The sequence below is a fragment of the Segatella cerevisiae genome, from assembly GCF_024054555.1.
Taxonomy (GTDB): Bacteria; Bacteroidota; Bacteroidia; order Bacteroidales; family Bacteroidaceae; genus Prevotella; species Prevotella cerevisiae.
Genome location: NZ_JAMXLY010000001.1, coordinates 91650 through 117003 on the forward strand (window position 1 = coordinate 91650; position 25354 = coordinate 117003).

The 25354-nt window shown below is 46.0% G+C and carries 20 protein-coding genes; 11 read left to right on the forward strand and 9 right to left on the reverse strand.

What is annotated here, in order from left to right:
• Positions 1–54 precede the first annotated feature (54 nt).
• The 4 genes from NG821_RS00350 to ruvA all read right to left on the reverse strand — a co-directional run bounded on the left by NG821_RS00350 (position 55) and on the right by ruvA (position 3982).
• Positions 55–1170, reverse strand: a complete 1116-nt coding sequence (locus tag NG821_RS00350; RefSeq protein WP_252759745.1) for a mechanosensitive ion channel family protein — start codon at positions 1168–1170, stop codon at positions 55–57.
• An 81-nt stretch (positions 1171–1251) separates the two neighbouring features.
• Positions 1252–2520, reverse strand: coding sequence for a D-alanyl-D-alanine carboxypeptidase/D-alanyl-D-alanine endopeptidase (gene dacB, locus NG821_RS00355; RefSeq protein ID WP_252759746.1), 1269 nt, complete (start codon positions 2518–2520; stop codon positions 1252–1254).
• Between the two features lie 59 nt (positions 2521–2579).
• Positions 2580–3008, reverse strand: a complete 429-nt coding sequence (locus tag NG821_RS00360) for a PH domain-containing protein (RefSeq protein WP_252759670.1) — start codon at positions 3006–3008, stop codon at positions 2580–2582.
• Between the two features lie 353 nt (positions 3009–3361).
• On the reverse strand, positions 3362–3982 hold the full coding sequence (gene ruvA, locus NG821_RS00365; RefSeq protein ID WP_252759671.1) for a Holliday junction branch migration protein RuvA: 621 nt from the start codon (positions 3980–3982) through the stop codon (positions 3362–3364).
• Positions 3983–4164: 182 nt separating this feature from the next.
• Here ruvA and dxs point away from each other — a divergent pair, with 182 nt between their 5' ends.
• From dxs to NG821_RS00385, 4 genes are all read left to right on the forward strand, one after another.
• Positions 4165–6090 carry a 1-deoxy-D-xylulose-5-phosphate synthase gene (gene dxs, locus NG821_RS00370; protein WP_252759672.1) on the forward strand — a complete coding sequence of 642 codons (1926 nt, stop codon included), beginning with the start codon at positions 4165–4167 and terminating at the stop codon, positions 6088–6090.
• Positions 6091–6133: 43 nt separating this feature from the next.
• Positions 6134–7474, forward strand: a complete 1341-nt coding sequence (gene trkA, locus NG821_RS00375) for a Trk system potassium transporter TrkA (RefSeq protein WP_252759673.1) — start codon at positions 6134–6136, stop codon at positions 7472–7474.
• Positions 7475–7534: 60 nt separating this feature from the next.
• The gene (locus NG821_RS00380; protein WP_252759674.1) at positions 7535–8992 is read left to right on the forward strand and encodes a TrkH family potassium uptake protein; all 1458 of its coding nucleotides are present in this window, start codon (positions 7535–7537) and stop codon (positions 8990–8992) included.
• Between the two features lie 255 nt (positions 8993–9247).
• Entirely contained in the window at positions 9248–10210 is a 963-nt protein-coding gene (locus NG821_RS00385) for a type I phosphomannose isomerase catalytic subunit (RefSeq protein ID WP_252759675.1), read from the forward strand.
• A 143-nt stretch (positions 10211–10353) separates the two neighbouring features.
• Here the strand turns inward: NG821_RS00385 and NG821_RS00390 are convergent, their stop codons facing one another.
• The 3 genes from NG821_RS00390 to NG821_RS00400 form a co-directional block, all read right to left on the reverse strand.
• The gene (locus tag NG821_RS00390; RefSeq protein WP_252759676.1) at positions 10354–10824 is read right to left on the reverse strand and encodes a hypothetical protein; all 471 of its coding nucleotides are present in this window, start codon (positions 10822–10824) and stop codon (positions 10354–10356) included.
• A 295-nt stretch (positions 10825–11119) separates the two neighbouring features.
• On the reverse strand, positions 11120–12169 hold the full coding sequence (locus NG821_RS00395) for a DUF4435 domain-containing protein (protein WP_252759677.1): 1050 nt from the start codon (positions 12167–12169) through the stop codon (positions 11120–11122).
• An 11-nt stretch (positions 12170–12180) separates the two neighbouring features.
• Positions 12181–13029 (reverse strand): AAA family ATPase, encoded by an 849-nt coding sequence (locus tag NG821_RS00400; protein WP_252759678.1) that lies wholly within the window; start codon positions 13027–13029, stop codon positions 12181–12183.
• A 294-nt stretch (positions 13030–13323) separates the two neighbouring features.
• Here NG821_RS00400 and NG821_RS00405 point away from each other — a divergent pair, with 294 nt between their 5' ends.
• From NG821_RS00405 to cysK, 3 genes are all read left to right on the forward strand, one after another.
• A complete protein-coding gene (locus NG821_RS00405) occupies positions 13324–14268 on the forward strand; it encodes a DMT family transporter (RefSeq protein ID WP_252759679.1) in 945 nt (314 codons plus the stop codon).
• A 206-nt stretch (positions 14269–14474) separates the two neighbouring features.
• Positions 14475–15770: an O-acetylhomoserine aminocarboxypropyltransferase/cysteine synthase family protein gene (locus NG821_RS00410; RefSeq protein WP_252759680.1), complete on the forward strand. Its 1296-nt coding sequence runs from the start codon at positions 14475–14477 to the stop codon at positions 15768–15770.
• Between the two features lie 96 nt (positions 15771–15866).
• Positions 15867–16814 carry a cysteine synthase A gene (cysK, locus tag NG821_RS00415; protein ID WP_252759681.1) on the forward strand — a complete coding sequence of 316 codons (948 nt, stop codon included), beginning with the start codon at positions 15867–15869 and terminating at the stop codon, positions 16812–16814.
• Positions 16815–17081: 267 nt separating this feature from the next.
• On the opposite strand, the gene rmuC is transcribed toward cysK, so the two are convergent.
• Both rmuC and nhaD read right to left on the reverse strand, forming a co-directional pair.
• Positions 17082–18497 (reverse strand): DNA recombination protein RmuC, encoded by a 1416-nt coding sequence (gene rmuC / locus NG821_RS00420; RefSeq protein WP_252759682.1) that lies wholly within the window; start codon positions 18495–18497, stop codon positions 17082–17084.
• A 19-nt stretch (positions 18498–18516) separates the two neighbouring features.
• Positions 18517–19881, reverse strand: a complete 1365-nt coding sequence (gene nhaD / locus NG821_RS00425; RefSeq protein ID WP_252759683.1) for a sodium:proton antiporter NhaD — start codon at positions 19879–19881, stop codon at positions 18517–18519.
• A 220-nt stretch (positions 19882–20101) separates the two neighbouring features.
• On the opposite strand from nhaD, the gene NG821_RS00430 reads away from it, so the two are divergent.
• The 4 genes from NG821_RS00430 (at position 20102) to rhaT (ending at position 25096) form a co-directional block, all read left to right on the forward strand.
• The gene (locus tag NG821_RS00430) at positions 20102–20980 is read left to right on the forward strand and encodes an AraC family transcriptional regulator (RefSeq protein ID WP_252759747.1); all 879 of its coding nucleotides are present in this window, start codon (positions 20102–20104) and stop codon (positions 20978–20980) included.
• A gap of 241 nt (positions 20981–21221) precedes the next feature.
• The gene (locus NG821_RS00435; protein WP_394802043.1) at positions 21222–22697 is read left to right on the forward strand and encodes a rhamnulokinase; all 1476 of its coding nucleotides are present in this window, start codon (positions 21222–21224) and stop codon (positions 22695–22697) included.
• 135 nt (positions 22698–22832) lie between these two features.
• Complete coding sequence (locus NG821_RS00440; RefSeq protein ID WP_252759685.1) at positions 22833–24086, forward strand: L-rhamnose isomerase; 1254 nt, start codon at positions 22833–22835, stop codon at positions 24084–24086.
• Positions 24086–25096, forward strand: a complete 1011-nt coding sequence (gene rhaT, locus NG821_RS00445) for an L-rhamnose/proton symporter RhaT (protein WP_252759686.1) — start codon at positions 24086–24088, stop codon at positions 25094–25096. Before NG821_RS00440 ends, rhaT begins: the two co-directional genes overlap by 1 nt.
• The last annotated feature ends 258 nt before the right edge of the window (positions 25097–25354 follow it).

Consider the following 25354-nt stretch of genomic DNA (forward strand, 5'->3'; position numbering starts at 1 on the left):
TTCCGGTTGTCAAAATTTCATGCAGGTTTTAAAGGGAAACCTGCATGAAAACTGTTACTGTTCGGGATACTGCTGATAGATCGTCAGTCCATATTCACCGGCAATGGAATAGACATATTCCAGAATATCAGAAAGGTGTTCCTCATAAAGTTTCCATTCCTTCATTTTCAGGAAGAAATAGAACTCGACAGGCACACCACACTGAGTCGCCTCAAGTTCACGTACCATCACCATCATCTCACTGTTCACATCATCCCGATTGTTCAGATAAGTTTCCATCTCACGGCGGAAGCGTCCCATATTGGTTTCCTTTTTATTCTGATCGAGAAACTTCACACTCCTGAAGTCAAAATAGACCACCCGTTGCACACGGCGTCCGGGACTTTGCTGCATCCCGATCCAGTTCTGGAAACTCCCGTTGATGAGAGATTGGGGGGAAACCGTCACTATCGTATTATCAAAGTTTTGGACTTTGACCGTCGACAGAGACATCTCTTTGACAATACCGTTGACAATCGTATTAGGAACGGTGATCCAATCCCCCACGTGCAGCATATCATTACTGGTCAGGCGGATTCCCGAGACCAGACCTTCTATGGTATCTTTAAAGACCAACATCAGTACGGCTGAAGTGGCGCCCAGTCCTGCAAGCAGTGCCATCGGACTCTTGTTGAGGAGTATGGCTATCGTCACGACAAAAGCGATGAAGACCATGAATATTTTCAGTACGCCACAGAATGATTTCAGATATTGCCTTGTCGAAGACCGGCGATTGACGATGTCGAGCCGATTAAAGGAATCGATGAAGACCACAGCCGTCCGTGTCGTCATGATGACGATATAGATAGCCGTCAGACGTGTCAGGATGACCCGTACGGAAGGAAATTGATAGAATACGAGTGGCAGGAACTTCCACACGATGATGGCAGGTACAATCTTGCAGGCACTGATCAGCACATCTTCGTTGAATAGGACCTTATCCCATTTAACGGCCGTTTTATTCGTAAGTTTCTGAATCAGAGGGACGAGTTTCCGGCAAATCGTATAGAACAGCCATGCCAGGATCACCGTGACAAGAACGAGGAGCAAATGGCGCAAGATCGGAACTGCAGGTCCATGAATACCAGTCAGGGAAATCATCTGCTCGACGAAGATCCTGACTTTTTCCAACCAGATGTGGGAATCCACCAACTTATGTACTTGTATTTCCATAGTATATAAAAATAAAGTTATTTGATTTCTATTTCTGTTTTATTGTGGAGAGCAGAGTGCCATGCATACACGGTCTTGAAAGGCTCTGGCATTGACCGCATGCATCACACCCTGATTCAGTATTGAGAAACAGAGGATATGGCCATTGGGAGCCGTACAGTAACCGGATAAGGAAACCACACCTGTCAACGTCCCCGTCTTGGCATGCACATTGTCTCTCGTGAAAGCATTATGCATCCGTTTCTCCAGAGTACCGTCAACTCCCATGATAGGAAGAGCTGCATTCAAATGCATATAGATATTGTCATTTTGATAAGCATATTTCAGAAGATTGACGATCAGTTCGGGTGAGACATAGTTATAGAGTGAAAGTCCACTCCCGTCTGCCAGTCTGTAGCGTGAAGAATCCAAGCCCAACTTGTCAATCAGTTTCCGTTCAACGGATCTCGCACTCTTTGCAGAGGCAGGACGATTGCCGGTAGAAGCCGCTATCTGATAGTACATGGACTCGGCATAGAGATTATCGCTCTCTTTAAGCATCCTGACCAGGATCTGGTCAAGGCTGTGGTAACGGGTAGAAATCGTGAAAGCGTCATCAGGACAACGGCGAGTTCCCGTTGCAAAAGGCGAGAACACGACTCCCGCTTCCTTCAGTTTGGAGATAAACCGGTCCATGAACCGGTCTTTTCTGGAAATCAATAGTGGGGAAAGGACGGGATTGTCATCATCCCAGCACCAGCCCTCGCCATAGGGATCATCGTCTTTCATAGACTTGTCGGCATAGATGGACCCATGGATCGAGTCTACCCCCATCTGCTTCAAATCAGAAATAAAGGCCGACAGATCATCCGAATTAAAGCGCGGGTCCATGCCCCCTACCAGATAGACGTCTCCTGTGAGCGTATGATCTTCTATTTTCCCCGTGTACTTCATCTGAGTCTTGAATTGATAAGAACCCCCGAGTTTGTCGATAGCCGTGATAGCTGTCAGGAGTTTCATGCAAGAGCCGGGGCGCATCAACTGCCGCTCATTTTTCTTAAATATGCAAGAGTCTGCGTTCAGGTCCCAGACCATCATCCCCACCTGAGAAGTCTGGAACATACTATTCTCCAAGAGTTTGCCTATCTTATCCTGGACGGATTCAGGCCAAGGCAGATTCGAGACCGTATCGGCATCTATGGAATCAGCCCAAACAGAATCCTCCTGCAGTTCTTCGTTGTCTTCTATATTTTCATCCGCAACCTGAGCTTTTGTCGGTATGAGCATCACGACCATCGCCAGCAAAAGTAAGAATCTCAAATTTTTCATCATCCTCAGTTATTCAATTTATCGAATTTTATTTCATACCTATTGATTTCTACCAATTCTCATATCTCTACAGACTGGTGAGCCCGCCGCTTTTTCAATTCAAAGAGGAAGTTTTCTTCTTTCACAGGCATCACTGCCTCCATCCTTTTCTCATTTCCATATACAAGCAGGAGATAATGGTTCAGTCCAAAGGCCGTCTTCATACGGGTCACCTCACAAACTTTATCAAGGGGAATGGACTTGTTGATGGAAAAGCGTCCCTTGTTGATGACCAGGGTCTCCTGTTCCTTTCCGGGAATACCGGGACTAGTCTTATGAAATGTATAAGTCGTATGGATAACACGTTCTATCATGCACAAAACGAGTATCATCAAGAGCGTACCTACCAACGCATGCCTTTCCCAGAAGAAATAAAACATGAGAATTGTAAACAGAGCAATGCCACAGACAGCTCCTACCGTAAAACGATGATGAAATGTCCTATCCATTATCTTTTTCTTTTCTATCTTGTCGTACGAGTGGGATTGACGATAAGACTGAGCGATTCTTTAATTACTTTGCAAAAGTACAAAAAAATATCTATCAAAGACTCATTTCATCTCGAATTGTTCACTACAACCCACAAAAAGTCAGCCGACGAGCTATACCGGTTGACGAAGATATCGTTCATCGTTAAGGTTATCTCAGGAATCGGATTAAGGCATTTCTGTTTCCTCAGGAAATCGTTCTGATTCCACTCTCCCGCCTCATTGCGTACCTGCGCAATAACGACGGCAGAGAGAAAGGCTGAAAATATGGAGGGGGGGCCTTCAATACGCCTTATCGTAAATTTGAAGACCACTCACTTGATCTGCTTAAGGGCCATTTTGACGACCTGCTCAACAGGTAATTCAGGATGTTCAGACATAATCGCCCTGACCACCTTGTCAGAGGGTGCAGGAGAGAAACCCAGCATCGTCAAGGCACTCACGGCCTCATCCTTGATGCTCATGTTAATGGAACTCGTACCGGATTTGCCAGCAGGTACCTCATCGGTAATGCCCAAACTCACGATCTTGTCTTTCAGATCCACGATGATACGCTGAGCCGTCTTCAATCCGATACCTTTGACACTTTTCAGCATCTTGTCATTTCCCGTAGCGATGATATTGCAAAGTTCTCCGGGGGTCGTCGAAGACAGGATCATCCGGGCAGTGTTTGCCCCTACCCCAGACACGGTGATCAGCAAGCGGTATAGATCCCGCTCCTGATGCGTATAGAACCCGAAAAGGGTATAGGAGTCATCGCGTCCGCCTGTCACCAATGACTCATGGACGAAAAGACGGACTTCCTTCCCTTTCTTATCCTGGATCGCCGTAAACGTATTGATGGAGATATTCAGCGCAAAACCTATTCCCCCTGCTTCTACTACTGCCTCAGCAGGAGTAAGGTCGGCAAGTGTCCCTTTAACATATTCAATCATAATCTCATTTAGATAATCTAACTTATACTTCTTACGTAACGAATCACATTCTTGAATATTGTATTTCCACTCCGAAAAATGCAGGATTACATGAGTTGGCTACATCTGGAAAAATTTTAGGATAAATTTGTTTTTCTGTATAAGTTAGTGTATCTTTGCAAAGATATATTCGTTCTGAAAAAATGCAGAATCACCATACATACGGACTCTTAGACAACATTAATTACCCTGAAGACCTGCGCAAACTCAGCATAGACCAATTGCCGGAAGTATGCAAGGAACTGAGAGAGGACATCTTAGATGAAGTCTCCATCAATCCGGGACATCTTGCCTCTTCGCTTGGTACAGTAGAAATCACTGTGGCCTTGCATTATGTATTCAACACCCCTGACGACAGGATCGTCTGGGATGTGGGTCATCAGGCTTATGGGCATAAGATACTAACCGGTCGCAGAAAATTATTCTATACGAACCGGCAGTTGCATGGCATAAGGCCTTTCCCGTCTCCTTTGGAAAGCCCTTATGACACTTTTACTTGCGGTCATGCTTCCAATTCCATTTCGGCAGCACTGGGAATGGCTGTCGCAGCCAAGAAAACTGGTCATGAAGACCGCCATATCATAGCTGTCATCGGTGACGGAGCGATGAGTGGGGGACTCGTTTTCGAAGGTCTGAACAACGTGGGATCCACCCCTAATGACCTGCTCATCGTCTTGAATGATAATGACATGAGCATAGACCATGCAGTGGGTGGAATGGAAAAATACCTTCTGAGACTGGATACCTCTGAAACCTATAACCGACTTCGTTTCAAGGCGAGCCAATGGCTGTATTCAAAAGGCTATCTGAATGAAAACCGACGCAAGGGAATCATCAGACTGAACAATGCCATCAAATCGGCTATCAGTCGCCAGCAGAACATCTTCGAAGGAATGAACATCAGGTATTTCGGTCCTTATGACGGCCATAACGTCAAGGAGCTCGTCCACACCTTCCAACAGTTGAAGGACATGAAAGGACCGAAGTTGCTGCATCTGCATACAATCAAAGGGAAGGGCTACAAACCTGCGGAGAAATCTGCTACGATCTGGCACGCTCCCGGAAAATTTGATGTCAAGACAGGCTACAGAATTATTCAGGATAAACCGAACCAGCCTCCAAAATTTCAGGAAGTATTCGGCAAGACACTCCTCGAGTTGGCAACCAAGAACCCGAGGATCGTCGGTGTGACGCCTGCCATGGCTCCCGGATGCTCAATGGATATCATGCAGAAAATCATGCCCGACAGAGTATTCGATGTCGGCATCGCCGAAGGGCACGCCGTGACGTTCTCTGGAGGTATGGCAAAAGACGGATTACAACCTTTCTGCAATATATACAGCGCTTTCGCCCAAAGGGCATACGATAACATTATCCACGACATGGCCATACTGAACCTGCCCGTCGTACTCTGTTTGGACAGAGCCGGAATCGTAGGTCCTGACGGTCCTACCCACCATGGTGTTTTCGACATGGCGGCATTGCGGCCGATTCCTCATCTGACGATAGCCTCTCCTATGAATGAACACGAATTGAGAAAACTCATGTTTACGGCACAACTTAAGGACAAAGGCACCTTCGTCATCCGCTATCCGCGCGGAAGGGGTGTTCTCACGAATTGGCAGTGCCCATTGGAAGAGATTCCAGTAGGCACGGGGCGCAAACTCAGGGACGGTAGCGATATGGCAGTCCTCAGCATCGGCCCCATCGGCAATGATGTGGAAAAAGCCATTGAGGAACTGGAACAAGGCAAAGAGACGTCCATTGCGTCACCGGTCAAGGGAAAGGTTGCCCATTATGACATGCGCTTCCTCAAACCTCTCGACTCTCGTCTGCTGAAAGAGATTGCCTTGAAATTCAAAAAGATCATCACTATCGAAGACGGAATAAAGGCAGGCGGATTCGGGAGCGCTATACTGGAATGGATGAACGACCACAACTTCCATCCAGAGATTCTCAGAATGGGGATCCCTGACGAATTCGTGGAGCATGGGACGATCGAGCAACTGTACCAGATCGTGGGGATCGATATTGAAAGCATCAAAAAGAACATACTGTCTCTCCTATAAGAATATTCCGGAACTTTCACCTGGCGACATCATTTAGAAAACCATGAGAATAATCATAGCCGGTGCTTATGCCATAGGAACTTACCTGGCGAAATTACTGTCGCGCAACAACGAGGATATAACGCTTATTGACGAAGACGCTGAACGCCTGACCGAGATTGGCGAAGATTATGACCTGCTCACCCTCGAAGCTAATCCCGGAAGCATAAAAACGCTAAAAGAGGCCGGCGCACCTGACGCAGATCTCTATATCGCCGTCACGAAAGATGAAGCGCTCAACCTGAACAGTTGTATCCTGGCTAAAGCGCTTGGAGCAAAAAAGACGGTCGGAAAGGTAGACAATCCGGAATACATCGATAAAGACTCACAGAATTTTTTCCGAAAACTGGGTATTGACTCTCTCATTTTCCCTGAAAGACTGGCAGCTCAAGACATCAACGACAGTTTGAAGATGAGTTGGGTGCGACAGCGCTGGGATATTCACGAGGGAGCACTGGTCATGCTTGGAATCAAACTCCGGGAATCTTGCCAGATCCTCCACCAACCACTAAAAGACATCAGTGGTCCCGACGACCCTTACCATATCGTAGCCGTCAGGCGAAAAGATCAGACGATTATCCCTGGAGGCAATGACAAACTGGAGGATTATGACCTCGCATACTTCATGACGACTGAAAACTATATCCCCTATATCCGGAAGATTGTCGGAAAGGAGAGCTACGAAGATGTCAGGAATGTCATGTTCATGGGTGGTGGAGAGACGGCTCTGAGTGCCCTCAACACCCTGCCGGAAGACATGAAGGCAAAAGTTATCGAAAGCGATGAAGAACGCTGTGAAAAGTTAAATGAAGTTCTGAACAAAAAGACATTGGTCATCCACGGTGACGGCCGAGATATCTCCTTGCTGCAAGAAGAGGGAATAGACAACACACAAGCTTTTGTCGCTCTCACGCCGAATACGGAAACCAATATCTTGGCTTGTTTGACCGCCAAAAGACTGGGGGTGAGGAAAACTGTGGCAATGGTTGAAAATATCGATTATATCGGTATGGCGGAGAACCTGGACATCGGTACTCTCATCAATAAGCAGATCATTGCCGCCTGCCATATCTATCAGATGCTGCTGGATGCAGACGTGATGGATGTCAGGTTTCTGATGAATGCCAATGCCGATGTCGCTGAGTTTATCCCCAAAAAGAACTCTAAGATCACCCGGAAACGCGTCAAGGACGTCGAACTTCCAAAAGGCGTCACTATAGGTGGCCTGATAAGGGGACAGGAAGGGATGCTCGTATCTGGAAACACACAAATCGAACCCGGCGACTCTGTAATCGTGTTCTGCTATCATATCAACCTAAAGAAGATTGAGAAATTTTTCAATTAAAACACCACTGTTCAACTCAAATACCACTGTAAGAACTGTTATTAGACTCCAAAAGGCACAATGCTGCATTTCAAACTCATCAATAAAATCATCGGTCAGTTGCTCCTTATAGAGGCTTCTCTATTGTGCTGGTGCCTGGGAGTAAGCCTCTTCTACCATGAAGATGATGTCTTTGCCTTTCTTAGCTCAATCATTATCACCTTGGCAGTCGCCTTCGCCTTAATCGCGACAGGTCGCCACTCCAAGAATACCCTATCCCGAAGAGATGCCTATCTTGTCGTCACTTTGACGTGGATCATTTTCAGTCTCTTCGGCACACTCCCCTTTATGATCAGCAGATACGTGCCCGATTTCACAGACGCTTATTTTGAGACCATGTCCGGGTTTACCACGACAGGAGCTACGATCATCGATGACGTGGAGTCACTGCCCCACGGTTTGTTGTTCTGGCGTTCCCTGACACAGTTTATCGGAGGACTCGGCATTGTGTTCTTTATGGTGGCCTTGCTGCCTTCTTTAGGTGGAGGATCCATCAGGATCTTCGCTGCCGAAGCGACGGGACCCATCAAGACCAAACTCCACCCTCGCCTTTCTACAAGTACGAAATGGATATGGATGGTCTATCTGATTCTCACTATAGGATGTACCGCCAGCTACTATGTCGGAGGAATGAACCTGTTTGATGCGATCAACTTCTCCATGTCTACTACGGCTACAGGTGGATTCGGAACGAGGAACGGCAGTTTCGCGTTCTTCCACTCCAAATTTTTGGAATACGCTTGCACGGTATTTACATTTCTGTCAGGAGTCAATTTTGCCCTCCTTTATGCGTCGGTTTTCAAGGGAAAACTGAAGAAACTGTTCCATAGTTCGGAATTCAAATTTTACCTCTTTGCAGTACTTGCCTTCTCTCTGTTCATTACCATAAAACTCGTTACCAACAATCATTATGATCTGGAACATGCATTCCGGAAAGCGGTTTTCCAAGTAGTCACGTTCATGACGACAACGGGATTCTATAGTGAAAATGCGGCAACATGGCCTCATGTCACATGGGTCATTCTGGCTATAGGCATGTTCTTCGGAGCTTGCTCAGGGAGTACGAGCGGTGGACTGAAATGCATTCGAGGTGTCATGATCTTGAAAATCATCAAGAATGAATTCATCCAGATCCTGCACCCTAATGCTGTCCTGCCCATCAGGGTGGATGGGGTAAATGTCTCCAGACAGAAGCAGGTGACACTCCTGGCTTTTCTCTCCACCTACCTCATTCTCTGTCTTCTAATGTCTTCCACGCTCATCGCCATGGGGATAGACAACACAAATGCCATTACCATTACTTTGAGTAGCCTCGGAAATGTCGGACCGACTCTTGGTATAGAAATCGGACCGACCATGTCCTGGAGCATGCTGCCTATTGCCGCAAAATGGCTCTGCTCTTTCATGATGCTTATCGGCCGTCTGGAGGTTTTCACCGTATTGATCATCTTCACGCCTGCTTTCTGGAAAAACAACTGATTGCCATCCATATCAAAGGCAGAGAGAACGGGAAGGGCACAGATAGGTTTGAAAGCAGACAAAAGTATTCTCACGGTATCCCTGCGTTGAACTGTACCTCCACTGCATGGTCCTTTATCTGACCTTTAACAAGTCAGAAAACCCTCATTCGTGTTTTCCAATATCATCATTTTTATAGGATAAACCATCAAATCAATCCTATTTTTTGGAGAAATCAAAACTTTTCCTTACATTTGTTGGACAAACTCAATGACTATGAAACCAATTAAATTTGAACCATTACTGAAATCCACCCTTTGGGGAGGAGACAAGATCATCCCGTTTAAGCATCTGAACATTCACCAAGAAAATGTAGGTGAGAGTTGGGAGATATCAGGTGTACCGGGAAATCTGAGCATTGTATCCGAAGGACCTTATAAAGGGAAGACCCTCCAAGATGTCGTATCCGAACTGAAAGACTCACTTGTCGGTGTCGAAAACTATAAGCGTTTTGGTGAAGAATTCCCATTGCTCATCAAATTCATTGATGCCCGCCAACAACTCTCCATCCAAGTCCATCCCAATGACGAGATTGCTCACAAACTCGGTAAAGAAAGAGGTAAAACTGAAATGTGGTATGTCATGGCCTCCGACAAAGATGCCAGTTTAATGTGTGGTTTGAAGGAAAAGATCACACCGGACCAGTACAAAGAGATGGTCGCCAATGATACGATCACTGATGCCTTGGCCCATTACCCTGTCAAGGAAGGCGACTGCTTCTTCATTCCTGCAGGCCGTATACACAGTATTGGCAAAGGTTGTTTCCTGGCTGAAATCCAGCAGACGAGCGATGTCACTTACCGCATCTATGACTTTAAACGGAAAGACAAGAACGGCAATTACCGCCAACTGCACACGAAGGAAGCTGCTATGAGCATTGATTATCATGTCAAGAGCAATTACCGCCAGCAATATGTGCCCCAGAAGAATCAGGGTGTCAGTTTGGTCAAATGCCCTTATTTCAATACGTCCGTGTACGACCTGAACGAGCCGATGACAATCGACTACAGTGAACTTGACAGTTTCGTCATTTTGATCGGCACGAAAGGACAAGCAAAAATGAGTGATAATGAAGGTAATGAATTTGAACTCCAAGCCGGAGAATCAATTCTCATTCCTGCGACTACAAAAGAAATACATGTAGACGGGAACATCAAATTCCTGGAATCCTACGTCTGATCTTCATACCGGACATGACAATACGTGGATAAATCAACTTTGACCTATCCACGTATTTTTGGTTCCTACTGAAATTCTATCGTCTCTAGTTCTGTAGTCCGAATCCCTTCTGTATATCCTGCAAGACCAATTGCAGTTCTATTTCAATAAGGGTCATCTTCTTTGACATACCAGTTTCCTACACCGGTTCCCTTGCCTTTGGTCAGATAATAATTATCATCATCCCCTGATTTCCAGTGCCTTAATTTTTTCACACCCCCATTCTCTCCTTTCATTATCAAGGAATCTCCTTTCATATAAAAAGAACCTTTAATGATCACATCGGTAATACTGGAGTCTTTATTGATCCGATAGGTATAATCTTCGAATGTATGGTTTTTATGTAAGACAATACAGATGTCTGCCTCATGAGGGATGAACCACAAGCCATAAATACTTTTTGTATCACCGAGTTCTGTAGAGTCCATCTCCTTCAATAACGAAGCGTAACGGAGACTGTCGTCCAATCTGTCCAATTCTGGCGAATAGGAATTGGCCTCCTGATGGTTATAAAATCTCCCGCCTCTGCATGAGGCTGCCAGTGCAATAAATACACCGATCATAAGTTTTTTCATCTGATGCTTATTTCATAAAATCCGATTCAACCCAAATGCCTGTTCTCAAAAGTTACAGGCATTTAGGCTAATGAGAATAAATAATGTGAAGTTTTTATCCTCTCTCTTATACACGTATTGAGACGTGGAAACTCCCAGAACTTCAACGGTCATTTCCACAATAATGCCAACCCTCCAGAAAGAAAAGGGAAAAGGCTACACTAATCTGTGTCATAGAAGGAAAAAAGGTTGTCCATCAGTGACACGGATAATGAAACAGCCCCATTTTCTGTATGCCAATCTCTTTCAAAACAGATCAGTTGACTTTATTCTCATTTTCTCTGACTCCTTTTGGACATTCTTTCATATCCTCCTCTCTACTGAGAAAGACATCGATATCTTTCAGTAATTTCTGGAAAGGTTCAGAATACTGATAGACCATATTCTTCTTCATCATCTGCGTTACATCTTCGACGCTGTGCTTGTAGTTCGACATCTCCGTCGCTTCCTGAATAGCATGGATCGATTGCTCACGGATCTCATTCTCCCGCTCATCCTCGAGTTTTTCAGACACTTTCTCGACCATCGGATAAACGATCTTGTCAAACAGATGATGCCCTTGGATAAACAGATAAGTATTGTCAGATCTCACGCCAAGTCGGTTCAAATCTTTGATCAGCGCTTCCTTTTGATCACGAAACTGAGGGTAGTTCTTCTCCAGATAATTCAATTTCCGGATGATCTTCCGACGCATATAAGCTATCATATCTTCAGGATGGCTCATCTTCACATAGCCGGGTTCGATGATCCGGTTGAAGTCAGTGATCGTAAAATCTTTATAATAAGGTCCTCTGTAGAACCAGATATTCCAGACAAACAACGGCCATATAGCCTGGGAGAAATCATAGAGGTACTTTTCAAAATCGAAAATATTATGGTCATTCAGTGTCACCATGACACAGGTGTCATGCAACCCGGGAGCATAGCACTGATAATTCTCAATGGCATAAACATAGGTATGGAAGATATACGGATTCTCATTGATCAACTTGGATGTTTCTGTTGCACCCTGCATCAGATAATCATAATCAGCATCCACGCAGGCGATCATATCCCGCCCCACTCCTGTAAGCATATTGGCAACGGCAGCCTTCTTTCCCCGCTCCAGATAATCACCGCGGACAGGAAGCATAATCTCGAAATAACGTGTACTGTTCTCAAATCGCCCCAACACCTGACGCCAGAAAAGCACATCATCATAACTCTCGACATAGGCGACGATCTTTCTGCGGGAATACCTTGAGGTAAGTCGGTTGGCAGCCTCAAAATATTGAGAATTAATATGGTCTTTTAAACTCGAAGACATAAGCGACAAATTTAATGACCGGTCTTTTTATCAGAAGGGTGAGCCCCTACCGTGATATCAGTGACCTCCGTGACATCATTCATCCAACCGTTCATGATGACTGCCGGACTATGCGTCGTCATGATCAACTGGACATTAGGATTCAATTTCAAGACCAGGTCTATCAACTGTTTTTGCCATTCGAAATGCAGACTCACTTCCGGTTCATCCATAAAGAGGACATAAGGCAACTGGTCTTCCACCAGAACGGTCAACAATATGCAAAGCATTTGCTTTTCCCCACTTGACAACATATAAGGCACAAGAGTCTCGCCCAGTTGAGAGAAACGTATCTCATTTTCAGAACGGATGATTTTCTTGCCTGTAGAAGCAAAAAGGTTGTCAATGATGTCCTGGAACAACTTTTTCGGCTCTGCCAATTTCTCGGCCTGTTCAGCCGAGTCAGCCTTGCCGCTCTGCAGAGCCTGAATGATACGATTACCGATGTTCACTTGATAATCCAGATATTTTCTCTGCAGATTATAGAGTTGCAGATCCAATTCCGTTCCCAGAGGAATATCCAATTGGGAGACCAATTCAGAATTGACCAGAGGGCGGTCAAAAGAGCGGATGACATCATAGCGTATCCATTTTGCATCTTCAGGATGAACCTTTAGGTGAACGCCTTTCAGAAGATGACTGGGAAACTCCCCACCCTGAGACAACCCTTTGACCACCTTATTAAGTATGGTGGTCTTACCTACTCCATTAATACCACTCAGGATATTGACTTTTCGGTCAAGATTCCAGATAATATGTTTGACTCCGCTCCAAAGGGAGTCAATCTCAATCCTCTCGATGTAATCTGCGTATTTCTGCATAGTCTACAAATTTTTCATCTGTTCATGCCCATCTGAGCAAGGCTTTTATGTGACAAATATAAGAAAAAGAAACTAAAATCAAAAAGAGTTCAGGATTTATTATTAACTTTGTGACTGATTTGGGCGGGCAAAGGATACATCTACCATTTTGATGGATAAATGGACCAATTGATGCCAAAGACTTCATTTAGAATGACACGAGGAAGAGGAAATGGATACCATGGAATAAGGCCCCACGACTCTGCACATAACTCGTTTGAAAACTTTACCCGTTCTAAATTCTAACAAATTGATATGAAGAGACACTTCAGTAAACCACTTCGGGCACATCTGAGCATTTTCTGTGCAGAGATATTCTGGGGATCGATGGCACCAATAGGGAAAAGTGCCATGACTCATGGTATCGACGGCATCGACCTCGTCACCTTCCGGGTCATAGGAGGTGTTCTCTTATTCTGGCTCAGTTCACTATTCGTTCCCACAGAACACGTCCCTGTGAAAGACAAACTGAAGTTTATCGGAGCAGCAGTCCTAGGATTGATCTGCAATCAGTTCTGCTACAATATCGGGTTGAGCATCACGTCTCCCAACAACGCGAGCATCATGACCACGACCATGCCGATCTTCTCTATGATCTTTTCTTTCCTGATCCTGAAAGAACCGATAACGATCAAGAAACTTTCCGGCGTGTTCATCGGTTGTATGGGTGCGCTGATATTAATCCTGACCAGTGTATCAGCAAGCAATGCCAAAGTTGGAAATATTCGCGGGGACTTACTCTGCCTGATTGCACAATGCTCCTTCGCCCTCTATCTGACGCTGTACAATCCGCTGGTCCGAAAATACTCTGTCATTACGACCAACAAATGGATGTTCCTCTGGGCGGCAATACTCATTGTTCCCTTCTCGGGATACCATGTGACCACGACGGTCAACTGGGGACATATCCCGGCATCTACCTGGTGGGAAGCAGGTTATGTCGTCTTTATCGGAACGTATGTCTGCTATCTCCTGACGATGATCGCACAACAAGTTCTCCGACCGACAGTCGTGTCTATTTACAACTACATCCAACCTATTGTTGCCGTGACCATCAGTGTGCTCACAGGAATAGGTATCTTCAAGTGGAGCCAGGGACTTGCCATCATCTTGGTATTTTCAGGAGTCTGGCTCGTCACACACTCTAAATCCAAGCGAGATACCGATATCATGAAACACGAAGTGACCCGAAAACCATGACTGAAAACCTTCAAAACCCGGTCAAAAAGACAAAATACCACAACTATGGTATACAGAATAACGCAACTGTGCTATAGTGAGAACAACTTATTTACCGTAATTTTGTATCATAGATAAAGAGATACTCTTCCATCTGAAGACAAGGGCTCTCATATCGGTATAAAACTGGAAACAACCATAAATTATAAATAAGAAAGGAATAGACTATGAGCAACAAGAAGAAACTACATTTCGAGACTCTGCAGGTCCATGTCGGACAAGAGAAAGCTGACCCGGCAACAGATTCACGTGCTGTCCCAATATATCAGACGACATCCTATGTTTTCAAGAATTCCAAGCATGCAGCTGACCGTTTTGGTCTGCGTGATCCCGGCAATATCTATGGCCGTCTGACCAATTCTACCCAAGGTGTATTTGAAGACCGTGTATCTGCGCTCGAAGGTGGTGTAGGAGGTCTGGCAGTTGCTTCAGGCGCCGCAGCCGTAACCTACGCGATCACCAATCTTGCCTTTGAAGGTGATCATGTCGTAGCCAGCAAGACCATCTATGGCGGGTCATACAACTTGTTGAAACATACTCTTTCAAGATATGGGATCTCTACTACATTCGTTGATCCCGATGATTTGGATGCTTTCGATAAAGCGATTCAGCCAAATACCAAACTTGTATACATTGAGACCTTGGGTAACCCGAATTCAAATATCTCTGACATCGAAGGTACAGCTGCAATAGCTCATCGTCACGGCATTCCTTTGATCATCGACAACACTTTCGGAACGCCTTATCTGATCAGACCTATCGAGCATGGCGCAGACATCGTCGTACACTCTGCCACCAAATTCATAGGCGGACACGGCAGTACGTTAGGAGGAGTCATCGTTGACGGCGGTACTTTCGACTGGATGAAGAGTAAGAAATTCCCAGGTTTTACCCAACCAGACCCATCCTATCATGGCCTGAAGTTCGGTGAACTCCCTGCTCCGTTCGTGACCAGGGTAAGAGCCCTGATCCTTCGTGATGAAGGTGCAACCCTCGCTCCTATCGCTGCCTGGATTTTGCTCCAAGGTTTGGAAACACTGAGTTTGCGTATAGAGCGTGAAGTCTACAATACCAAAAAGATCATTGAGTATTTGAAGAACCAGCCCCAAGTCAAGAAGATCAACCATCCTTCACTGCCCGAACATCCCAATCATGATCTGTATGAAAAGTATTTCCCAAATGGAGCAGGCAGTATCTTCACTTTCGAAATAGACGGTTCCCAGAAGAAGGCGACAGACTGGATAGACCACTTGAAGATCTTCTCTTTACTGGCAAACGTCGCAGACGTGAAATCCCTTGTCATTCATCCTGCATCAACCACCCATTCGGAATTGAGCAAGGAAGAAGCTGCTGACCAAGGGATCTACCCGAATACCATCAGACTCAGTATCGGTACAGAACATTATCTGGATCTGATCGATGACCTGGATCAGGCATTCGAAGCTGTAAAAAATGAAAACTGAACATCATCCTTATCAAAAGAGGAATGACAGACCAATAGAATAACGAGGGGGGAGATACAGTTCTCCTCCATTAATTATAATTTAAAAGAAAGAAATATGTCAAAAATAGCCAAACAAATAACCGATTTAATCGGTCACACTCCTCTAGTGGAATTAAACAAGTATTCATCCTTTCTAGGTCTGAAGAAACCTATCATCGCAAAAGTTGAATTCTTCAACCCCGGAGGAAGTGTTAAGGACCGCATTGCACTGGCAATGATAGAAGACGCCGAACGAAAAGGGCAACTGAAACCCGGCGCTACGATCATCGAGCCGACAAGTGGAAATACAGGTGTAGGCCTTGCCCTCGTATCAGCTGTCAAAGGATATAAATTGATCCTGACGATGCCTGAGACGATGAGTGTCGAGCGCAGAAATCTCGTAAAAGCTTACGGCGCACAAGTCAAACTGACGAGTGGCAAAGACGGAATGCCGGGTGCAATCAAAGCAGCAAATGAACTTCGGGATACCATCCCCGGCTCTATCATTCTGGAACAGTTTGAAAATCCTGCCAATCCTTTGATCCATTACAAGACAACGGGACAGGAGATATGGAATGACACTGACGGGAAAGTAGATATATTCGTAGCCGGCGTAGGCACGGGTGGTACCATTTCGGGCGTAGCCAAGGCTTTGAAGGAAAAGAACCCCAAGATCAAGGTCTACGCAGTAGAACCTGCTACCTCACCTGTCCTCAAAGGCGGGAAGAGCGGTCCGCACAAGATACAAGGTATCGGTGCAGGATTCATTCCTAAAACTTATGATGCTTCTCTTATCGATGAGGTCATCGACATCGACAACGATGCAGCCATCCTGGCAGGACGGCAACTGGCTCAGAAGGAAGGCCTCTTGGTTGGAATCTCTTCCGGTGCAGCCGCATTTGCAGCCGCCGAAATAGCCAAACGCCCGGGAAATGCTGACAAGACGATCGTCACGCTTCTCCCTGACACCGGTGAGCGTTACTTGTCTACTGTCCTCTACGCATTTGAAGAATACCCGCTTTAGAATGACGAAGGTCCGGCATGGTGTCTCCGATCTTTGAGAAAACGAGAAAGAGACTGATGCCGGAATTCGGATTCCAAATTGGAAACGGGTCTATTCAATTGCTGAGAAGAAGTTTTCAATCATACTCTAAAAGCCATATCTCACCTCTATCTATATAGAGAACGAGACATGGCTTTTTTATTTCTACGGCTGTAATAAGGGTACCCTTATTACCGACTCCCACCGTTACTGATCATCTTCAAGGTTGATCAGAAATGAAGCTGCAACTCACTTGTCCAACTTCTTTTTCTCTATCAAACTGTCCTGCGGATCATCCACCGGTTCAGGTATCGGCCTGTTGGGGTTCTCTTTCGCACCTAACTCAACCAGTTCTTTCGCCTTTTTCACCACACTCTGCTGACCGGAGATCAACTTATTGTCAGCCAGGTCATAGGCTGCCTGAGTCCGCTTCATCAGATCACCCAATTTATTATACCGCTGGAAGAAATCCCCGAGTCGATCGAGCAGTGTCTCTGCCAATCCGAAAACCCGCTGTTGGTTTTCCGCCTGCGTATTCTGGACCCATGCGACCCTAATCATGTGAAGGATAGCCGTCAGATTCTGCTCGCTCGTGATAAAAACCTTCTTATGGAAAGCCTCATCCCAAAGTTGGGGATCAGTGACCAAAGCCAACTGCAGAGAAGCTTCCACAGGCATGAACATGATGACAAAGTCGACTGCTTTACGAGGTGCCTTGACATACTTGCTGTAATCCTTGCGAGCCAGTTCCAAGATATGCTTGCGGACACTGTCCACATGTTCCTTGAGGTATTTGTCTTTCTCTTCCTGAGTTGTAGCGTTGACATATCTCTCGAAAGCGACCAAAGAGACTTTCGAGTCAATGATCACGTCATCCCCCTGGGGATAATGGAGAATAACATCAGGGATCATCTGGGAACCGGTACTGTCATTCAGGACAACATTGCCATTGGCATCACGAAGGTGAGACTGCACATCGTATTCTCTTCCTTCAACCAGTCCCTGGCTATTCAAGAGATCGCCCAGGATGACCTCTCCCCAATTACCGGTCACCTTATTGTCACGGCGCAGCACATTGACGAGAGATTCAGCTTTCTCCCCGATCTCCTGACTGCTCTTCCGCATCTGTTCAATAATCTCACGAATGCTCGCCTGTCCTTCTGCAGTCTTCATCGTACTGTCATCCAAGGCTTTCCGCATACTGTTAATTGCCTCCTGAAGGGGAGTTGTAATGTGACCGACATGCTCTACATTCGCTTCTTTCAAGGCTTTTGTGTTCTCTTCCATCACTTTCCGGGCTGCGATCGCCATCTCCTGCTGTGCCGATTTCAACTGCAGAGAAAACTGCTCCTGCTGCTGTGCGAGTTGTCTTTCCAACTCCTCACGCTGGAGTTTCAACCTGCTTTCCTCCTGCATCTTCAGTTCGGCCAGTTGCTGTGCCTGTCGGTCTCTCAGATCCGAGAGTTGCTTCTCATACATGGATTTCTGTTCTTCTTTCTGACTACGGGCACTCTCCGCATCTGCAGTCCTCTGTTGCTGCAGCAATTCGACTTGTGTCCGAGCCTTACCCAAATCCAACTTCATTTCTGTTCGCGATCTGCCGGCAATGAGATAGCCGACTGCAATTCCGAAAAGAACACTGATAACTATAAATACCACCATCATCTCAATTCACGCAATAACTTTAATGTAAAACAATAACATAATCCCGAATCAGCCAATAAGACAGGATGCCCACGAGGTATCCTGCAAACGCAATCCAACTCACATGTTTCATATACCAGCCGAAAGTAATTTTCTCAAGTCCCATCACGACGACACCTGCAACACTCCCGATGATCAGGATTGAACCTCCCGTTCCTGCACAATAGGCAAGTAATTGCCAGAATATGCCGTCAGTAGCCATATCTCCGGTAGCCTGCAGCGGATACATTCCCATACAACCCGCCACCAAAGGCACATTATCAATCACACTGGAAAGCACGCCTATGATCCCAGTCACCATATAGTGGTTTCCCTGAAAAGTAGTATTCAGGCCATGCCCCAGCATCTTCAAAGCCCCGATCTCTTCCAGGCAAGAGACTGCCATGAGCACCCCCAGGAAGAAAAGGATGGTGGACAAGTCGATATGGGACAGAAGGTCAGCGACTCTTCTGGTAAAGGAAGTTTTTCCGGTAAAGCGGTGCAAGCGCCGGTAAAAGATTTCTGTAACGATCCAGAGGACACTCAGCACAAGAAGGATACCGACAAAAGGAGGCAGATCAGTCAAAGCCTTGAATATCGGCACAAAGATCAAGCCCCCCACTCCGAGAAAGAAGATCACCAAACGTTGGCGTTCAGAAAAATCCAAGTCAGCCGTCTCCTCTTTTCCAGAAAGTTGAACTGTCCCCAAAGTTTCCAGTTGACCGGAAAGTTGGGTTTGGAGAATCAGGGCAGGTATGACGATGGAAATGACGGAAGGAATGAATATTTCGGTAATGACGCCGAGAGGGGTAATCAGACCCTTGTTCCAGAGCATGATTGTCGTCACATCCCCTATAGGAGAAAAGGCCCCACCGGAATTGGCAGCCAGGATAATCATGGACGAATAGATCAAGCGGTCTTGATGATTCTTCGTGAGTTTGCGAAGTATCATGATCATCACGATGGAAGAAGTCATATTGTCCAGTATGGCAGAAAGGAAGAAAGTCATAAAGGTGATTTTCCACAACAAGGCGCGTTTGCTCCTTGTCTTCATGACCCTGCTCACCCAATCGAAACCGCCGTTCTGATCAACAATTTCCACGATCGCCATCGCACCCATCAGAAAGAAAAGCGTCGTAGAAGTACTTCCTAGATGCCGCTCAATCGCATCACTGACCACAGAAGGCAGGTCTGCCGTAGGAACACCTGGATTATAACTTTCCGGGCTGATCATATACAATGTCCAGCACACGACAAACATGAAGAGCGCTATAGCTGCTTTATTAACTTTGGTCACACTCTCAAGTGCAATAAAAAGGTAACCTAAACAAAATGCAATGATAATAATAATCGATAAAGTCGGCATAAAGATTCACGAATTTTAAATGTGTTCAATTTCTTAAAAGCGAAAAACGCCCGTCTTTTCTAATAGTTTACAAAGGTACATAACTTTTTCAAGACCTATGCCTTTTCCTTAATTATTAAGAAAATAATAGTAATACTTTCTAAAAATCGGATTAAAAATATTAAGTATTTGATTTATTCATGTAATTTTAGTATTTTTGTCAAGAAATAGAAGACATACCATGCAGACCAGCAAATACCTTGTTGCCAATTCCAAAGATGCCCTTTGGGGACTTACTATCAACACTGTAGGACAGGAGACCATTCTTCCTGATGAGGACTATCCCACACATGGACATGCTGACGGCTATTATTTCAATATCGATAAAGGCAGGATCCTCAACGAATACCAGATTCTCTACGTACCCGAGGGGGAAGGCATCTTCCAGAACGCGCACACCAAAAGACCTGTCAAGATCAAGTCGGGAGATATTTTCCTGCTCTTCCCCGGTGAATGGCATACCTATCATCCCTCCAAGGACAGCGGGTGGAAAAGTTATTGGATAGGTTTTAAAGGCAAGAACATGGACGACCGAGTAAAGGCGGGATTCCTGTCTCCTTCAAAACCGATCTATCATGTCGGCTACAGCAGTGACATCATCCGTCTTTACGAAGAGGCCTATCAGACCGCCCTGAAAGAAGCCGCCTACTCCCAGCAAATGCTTGCCGGCATCGTTAACCACCTCATCGGACTGATGTACTCTCTCGACAGGAACATCACGCTCAACCGAAACCAGGCTTATGTCGATATGATCAACCATGCCAGGAAGATGATCAGGGAATCACTCGAGAAAGACTTGTCCATCCAGCAGATTGCCAACATTATGGGAGTCAGTTATTCCAATTTCAGGAAACTGTTCAAGGAATTCACCGGCATTGCACCGGCGACCTACCAACAGGAACTCCGCCTTCAAAGGGCTAAAGAACTGTTGTCAACGACTAACTCCAGCATCAAGGAGATCGCTTACCGTCTCCGATTTGAAACGCCGGATTACTTCTCTTCAAAATTCAAGATCAAAACGGGTTGCAAACCCAGTGAGTTCCGACACAGAACCAGATAGGCTGACCACTTTGACCTTTTTAAAGAACCAAACGGTACAGCGCCTTTCCCAAACTTAATCCCGACCCTCAATAGACCCCATTTCAAGAGAAAGGCTTCCCCCTTTTGTCCCCTAAATAACTCGGAAATAATCTTTCTCAATTTTTTATGCTTTAAAATCAAATACTAGAGTTTTATCACATCGATTCAAGGTAACTTTGTGGAATTAAACTAAACAACACTTAACCAAATCAAAATCGATGATTGAAAACAAGAAGTATTTTTTTGCCATTGATCTAGGGGCAACCAGTGGAAGAACGATCATTGGTACACTGGACAATGGGAAAATAGAACTGGAAGAACTGACTCGCTTTGATAATCCCATCATAGAAACAGGTGGTCATTTTTATTGGGACTTCTATGCCCTGTACCATGAAATCATTCTCGGCTTGCAACTTGCCCACAAGCGCCACATCCCTATACAGAGCATAGGCATTGACACGTGGGGATGCGACTTCGTATTCGTCGGCGACGACGGTGCATTGATGCGTAATCCGATGTCCTACCGCGACCCTTGTACAATGGGGACAATGGAGGAGTATTTCAAGGATGCCGTTTCCAAAGAAAAGGTGTATGAGAAAACGGGCATACAATTCATGAATTTCAACTCTCTCTTCCAACTCTATCAGATGCACGTGTCAGGAAATTCTGCCATGCGCCATGCCAAACAAGTACTTTTCATTCCGGATGCTTTAAGTTATATGCTGACAGGAAAGACAATCTGCGAATATACGGTTGCCTCTACTTCCCAACTCCTCAATCCCAAGACCGGTGATCTCGACGAAGAACTGATCCACAGTGTAGGACTGAAACGGGAACAATTCGGCAAGATGACCAGTCCGGGCACAGTCATAGGTCCATTGACGGAAGAAATACAGAAACAGACAGGTCTGCCTGCCATTCCTGTCATTGCCGTAGCAGGGCACGATACAGCCAGTGCCGTAGCGGCCATCCCTACCCAAGATGAGAAATATGCCTATCTGAGTTCAGGAACCTGGAGTTTGATGGGCATCGAAAACAAGCATGCAATCATCACGGACAAGAGTTTGCAACTCAATTTCACCAATGAAGGCGGAATAGAAGGCACGACCCGTTTCCTGAAGAATATCTGCGGAATGTGGATCTATGAGCGTTTCCGCTCCGAATGGCCGGAACTCAAGAGTCTGGGACATCGGAAACTCCAGGAGGAAGCTGCTGCAGAAAAGGGCTTTCAAAGTCTCATCAACCCTGATGACCCCGTATTTGCGAATCCTTCGTCCATGGTCCTCGCCATACAGAACTATTGTAAAGAACATCAGGAACCTGTTCCCGAGACTCCTCCCCAGATATGCAGATGCATTTTCGACAGTCTGGCTCTCAGATACAGACAAGTATTCAACTGGCTCGAAAGTTTTGCGCCGTTCGGCATCAGCAGACTCCACATTATCGGCGGAGGTTCTCTGAATGTCATGCTCAACCAGTTTACTGCCAATTCCTGTGGCGTACCTGTACTCGCAGGACCACAGGAGAGTACGGCCATCGGCAACATCATGCTCCAGGCAAAAGCTTCAGGAGAAGTCAAAGGGATTCGGGAAATGCGTGAGATAATCGCAGAAAGCATCGATCTCAGGCGATACGAACCTCAGGACAAAAAGCATTGGGACGAAGCATACCGTAAATACCTGAATATCTGCAAATGACAGCCTGATCACGTTGATCTGCACATCCCGGTCCCGGCATCAGCAGATCCGGGCACTCACTATCCTAAAAAAGGAATCTACCTTAAAAGGTATAAAATATACAAGAAGTAAAATCAATAACTAAGAAAAAAGACTATGAAATCAGAAACAATTGAGAAGAATTACCAAGTTGCAAAAGAGCGTTATGCCGCATTAGGAGTCAATACGGATAAAGCACTTGAAATCTTACAGAAAGCCCCTATTTCCCTGCACTGCTGGCAAGCCGATGATGTGATGGGATTCGAGCGCAATACCGCCCTCACAGGAGGCATCCAGACGACAGGCAATTATCCAGGCCGGGCTCGCAATGTCGCAGAAGTCCGCCAAGACATTGAAAAAGTCGTTTCACTCTTAGGTGGAACTTTCCGCTTCAACCTCCATGAGACTTACGGGGAGTTCGGCGATAAATTCGTTGACCGTGACCAGTGCGAAACCAAGCATTTCACAGGATGGATGCAGTGGGCCAAAGAGAATAATCTAAAACTCGATTTCAACTCCACCTCCTTCTCTCATCCGAAGAGCGGCTACCTCTCTTTGTCCAATCCTGATAAGGAAATCCGCGATTTCTGGATCGAGCACACAAAGCGCTGCCGCCGTATCGCCGATGCGATGGGAAAATATCAGGGTGATCCCTGTATCATGAATATCTGGGTACACGACGGTTCCAAGGACTATACTGTGGAGCGCTCCCGTTACCGTCAGATACTGAAGAACTCATTGGATGACATTCTCTCCGAGAAACTGCCGAACATGAAGACTTGCCTGGAGGCAAAACTTTTCGGAATCGGTATGGAGGCCTATACTGTAGGCTCGCATGATTTCTACGCCGGCTATTGCTCCAAGAACAACGTCATCTATACATTGGATACCGGTCACTACGAGCCCACAGAGAATGTCGCTGACGCCGTCTCCTCTCTTCTGCTCTTCGTTCCGGAATTGATGCTGCATGTCAGTCGCCCGATGCACTGGGATTCCGACCACGTCACACTCTTCGATGACAAGACCAGGGATCTGTTCGCAGAGGTGATCCGTGCCAACGCACTTAACCGTACACATCTGGGGCTGGATTATTTCGATGCTTCCATCAACCGTATCGGTGCTTATATCATCGGTGTCAGAGCTGCACAGAAAGCACTGCTGCAAGCTCTCCTGGAGCCGCTGCCTACACTCCGCAAATACGAGGACGAAGGCAAATGGTTCGAACGTCTGGCTCTCATGGAAGAGGAAAAGACCATGCCGGTCGGAGCTGTATACGACTACTTCAACTATAAGAACAACAAACCTGTAGCCGAAGAATACATCTCTGACGTGGAGCAGTATGAAAAAGACGTATTGTCAAAGCGCAAGTAATGGAGATCATTATCGGTCTATTGATCATAGCAGCAGGCGCATTTTGCCAGTCCAGCTGCTATGTACCAATCAATAAAATCAAGAAGTGGAGTTGGGAGTCCTACTGGATTGTCCAAGGTGTCTTTGCGTGGCTGATACTTCCCTTGCTTGGAGCAATGCTTGCGATACCCGCAGGACACAGTTTAGGGGAACTCTTTGCCATGGACCCGAGAGCTGTAGGCATGACTTTCTTCTATGGCGTGCTCTGGGGCATAGGAGGACTGACGTTCGGTCTCTCCATGCGTTATCTGGGGGTTGCCCTCGGACAAAGCATCGCTTTGGGGACGTGTGCAGGTCTGGGAACGATTCTCGGTCCGGTCTTTACGGGGAAAGCCGGTGACATCACATCTTCCATTATCATCGGAGTCATCGTGACGCTCGCAGGAATCGCTGTAATAGGCGTTGCCGGGAACATGAAGAGTGCTTCCCTGTCTGACGAAGAGAAGAAAAGTGCGGTCAAAGACTTCAACTTTACCAAAGGCATTGTTGTCGCACTGTTGTCCGGTTTTATGAGTGCCTGTTTCAATATCGGACTCTCGCAAGGTCAAGACCTGCAATTTGAAGGGGTCAATCCCATGGTTGCCTCCCTGCCTGCTACCTTCCTGGTCACTTTAGGCGGTTTTGTAACCAATGCGCTTTATTGTCTCTTCCAAAACACAAGAAACAAGACTTGGGGAGATTACTGCAAGAAGTCCGTATGGGGCAACAACCTCCTCTTCTGCATCTTGGCAGGTGCACTCTGGTACAGTCAGTTCTTCGGTCTGGCTTTGGGCAAAGGCTTCCTGACAAGTTCACCGGCCCTCATGACTTTCGCCTTCTGCATTCTGATGTCTCTCAACGTGGTATTCTCCAATGTCTGGGGCATTATCTTGAAGGAATGGAAAGGCTGCTCCAGAAAGACGATCACGGTCCTGGTGCTCGGCATTGTCATCCTGATCATCTCTTGCTTTGTACCTCAACTTTTGAAATAAAGAATTAGGTTAATAGCTTTCAACTCCCGGCCAGGACATTGTCTTGACCGGGAGTTTTTTGTATATCGCTACCCGAGTAATATTCCTTAGATACCACTATTTGGGACAAAGGCTGAGAATCGGTCGTATTCCGACAAGTCTCGGCAGCAGGTCTTCGGAACAGACCTTTATACCGGACATCCCTTCAGGAGCACCTGCGCAGCATTGACCGTTTCTCAACTCCTGTTGCCAATCGGTATAAACAAAAAGGCGTTTGGA

Coding starts and splice junctions, on each gene's coding strand:
- NG821_RS00360 (WP_252759670.1), bottom strand. CDS start 3,008: ATGGATAGGACATTTCATCATCGTTTTACGGTAGGAGCTGTCTGTGGC.
- rmuC (WP_252759682.1), bottom strand. CDS start 18,497: ATGATGGTGGTATTTATAGTTATCAGTGTTCTTTTCGGAATTGCAGTC.
- trkA (WP_252759673.1), top strand. CDS start 6,134: ATGAGAATAATCATAGCCGGTGCTTATGCCATAGGAACTTACCTGGCG.
- dacB (WP_252759746.1), bottom strand. CDS start 2,520: ATGAAAAATTTGAGATTCTTACTTTTGCTGGCGATGGTCGTGATGCTC.
- NG821_RS00385 (WP_252759675.1), top strand. CDS start 9,248: ATGAAACCAATTAAATTTGAACCATTACTGAAATCCACCCTTTGGGGA.
- dxs (WP_252759672.1), top strand. CDS start 4,165: ATGCAGAATCACCATACATACGGACTCTTAGACAACATTAATTACCCT.
- NG821_RS00405 (WP_252759679.1), top strand. CDS start 13,324: ATGAAGAGACACTTCAGTAAACCACTTCGGGCACATCTGAGCATTTTC.
- NG821_RS00395 (WP_252759677.1), bottom strand. CDS start 12,169: ATGTCTTCGAGTTTAAAAGACCATATTAATTCTCAATATTTTGAGGCT.
- ruvA (WP_252759671.1), bottom strand. CDS start 3,982: ATGATTGAATATGTTAAAGGGACACTTGCCGACCTTACTCCTGCTGAG.
- NG821_RS00390 (WP_252759676.1), bottom strand. CDS start 10,824: ATGAAAAAACTTATGATCGGTGTATTTATTGCACTGGCAGCCTCATGC.
- NG821_RS00380 (WP_252759674.1), top strand. CDS start 7,535: ATGCTGCATTTCAAACTCATCAATAAAATCATCGGTCAGTTGCTCCTT.
- rhaT (WP_252759686.1), top strand. CDS start 24,086: ATGGAGATCATTATCGGTCTATTGATCATAGCAGCAGGCGCATTTTGC.
- NG821_RS00440 (WP_252759685.1), top strand. CDS start 22,833: ATGAAATCAGAAACAATTGAGAAGAATTACCAAGTTGCAAAAGAGCGT.
- NG821_RS00400 (WP_252759678.1), bottom strand. CDS start 13,029: ATGCAGAAATACGCAGATTACATCGAGAGGATTGAGATTGACTCCCTT.
- cysK (WP_252759681.1), top strand. CDS start 15,867: ATGTCAAAAATAGCCAAACAAATAACCGATTTAATCGGTCACACTCCT.
- nhaD (WP_252759683.1), bottom strand. CDS start 19,881: ATGCCGACTTTATCGATTATTATTATCATTGCATTTTGTTTAGGTTAC.
- NG821_RS00410 (WP_252759680.1), top strand. CDS start 14,475: ATGAGCAACAAGAAGAAACTACATTTCGAGACTCTGCAGGTCCATGTC.
- NG821_RS00430 (WP_252759747.1), top strand. CDS start 20,102: ATGCAGACCAGCAAATACCTTGTTGCCAATTCCAAAGATGCCCTTTGG.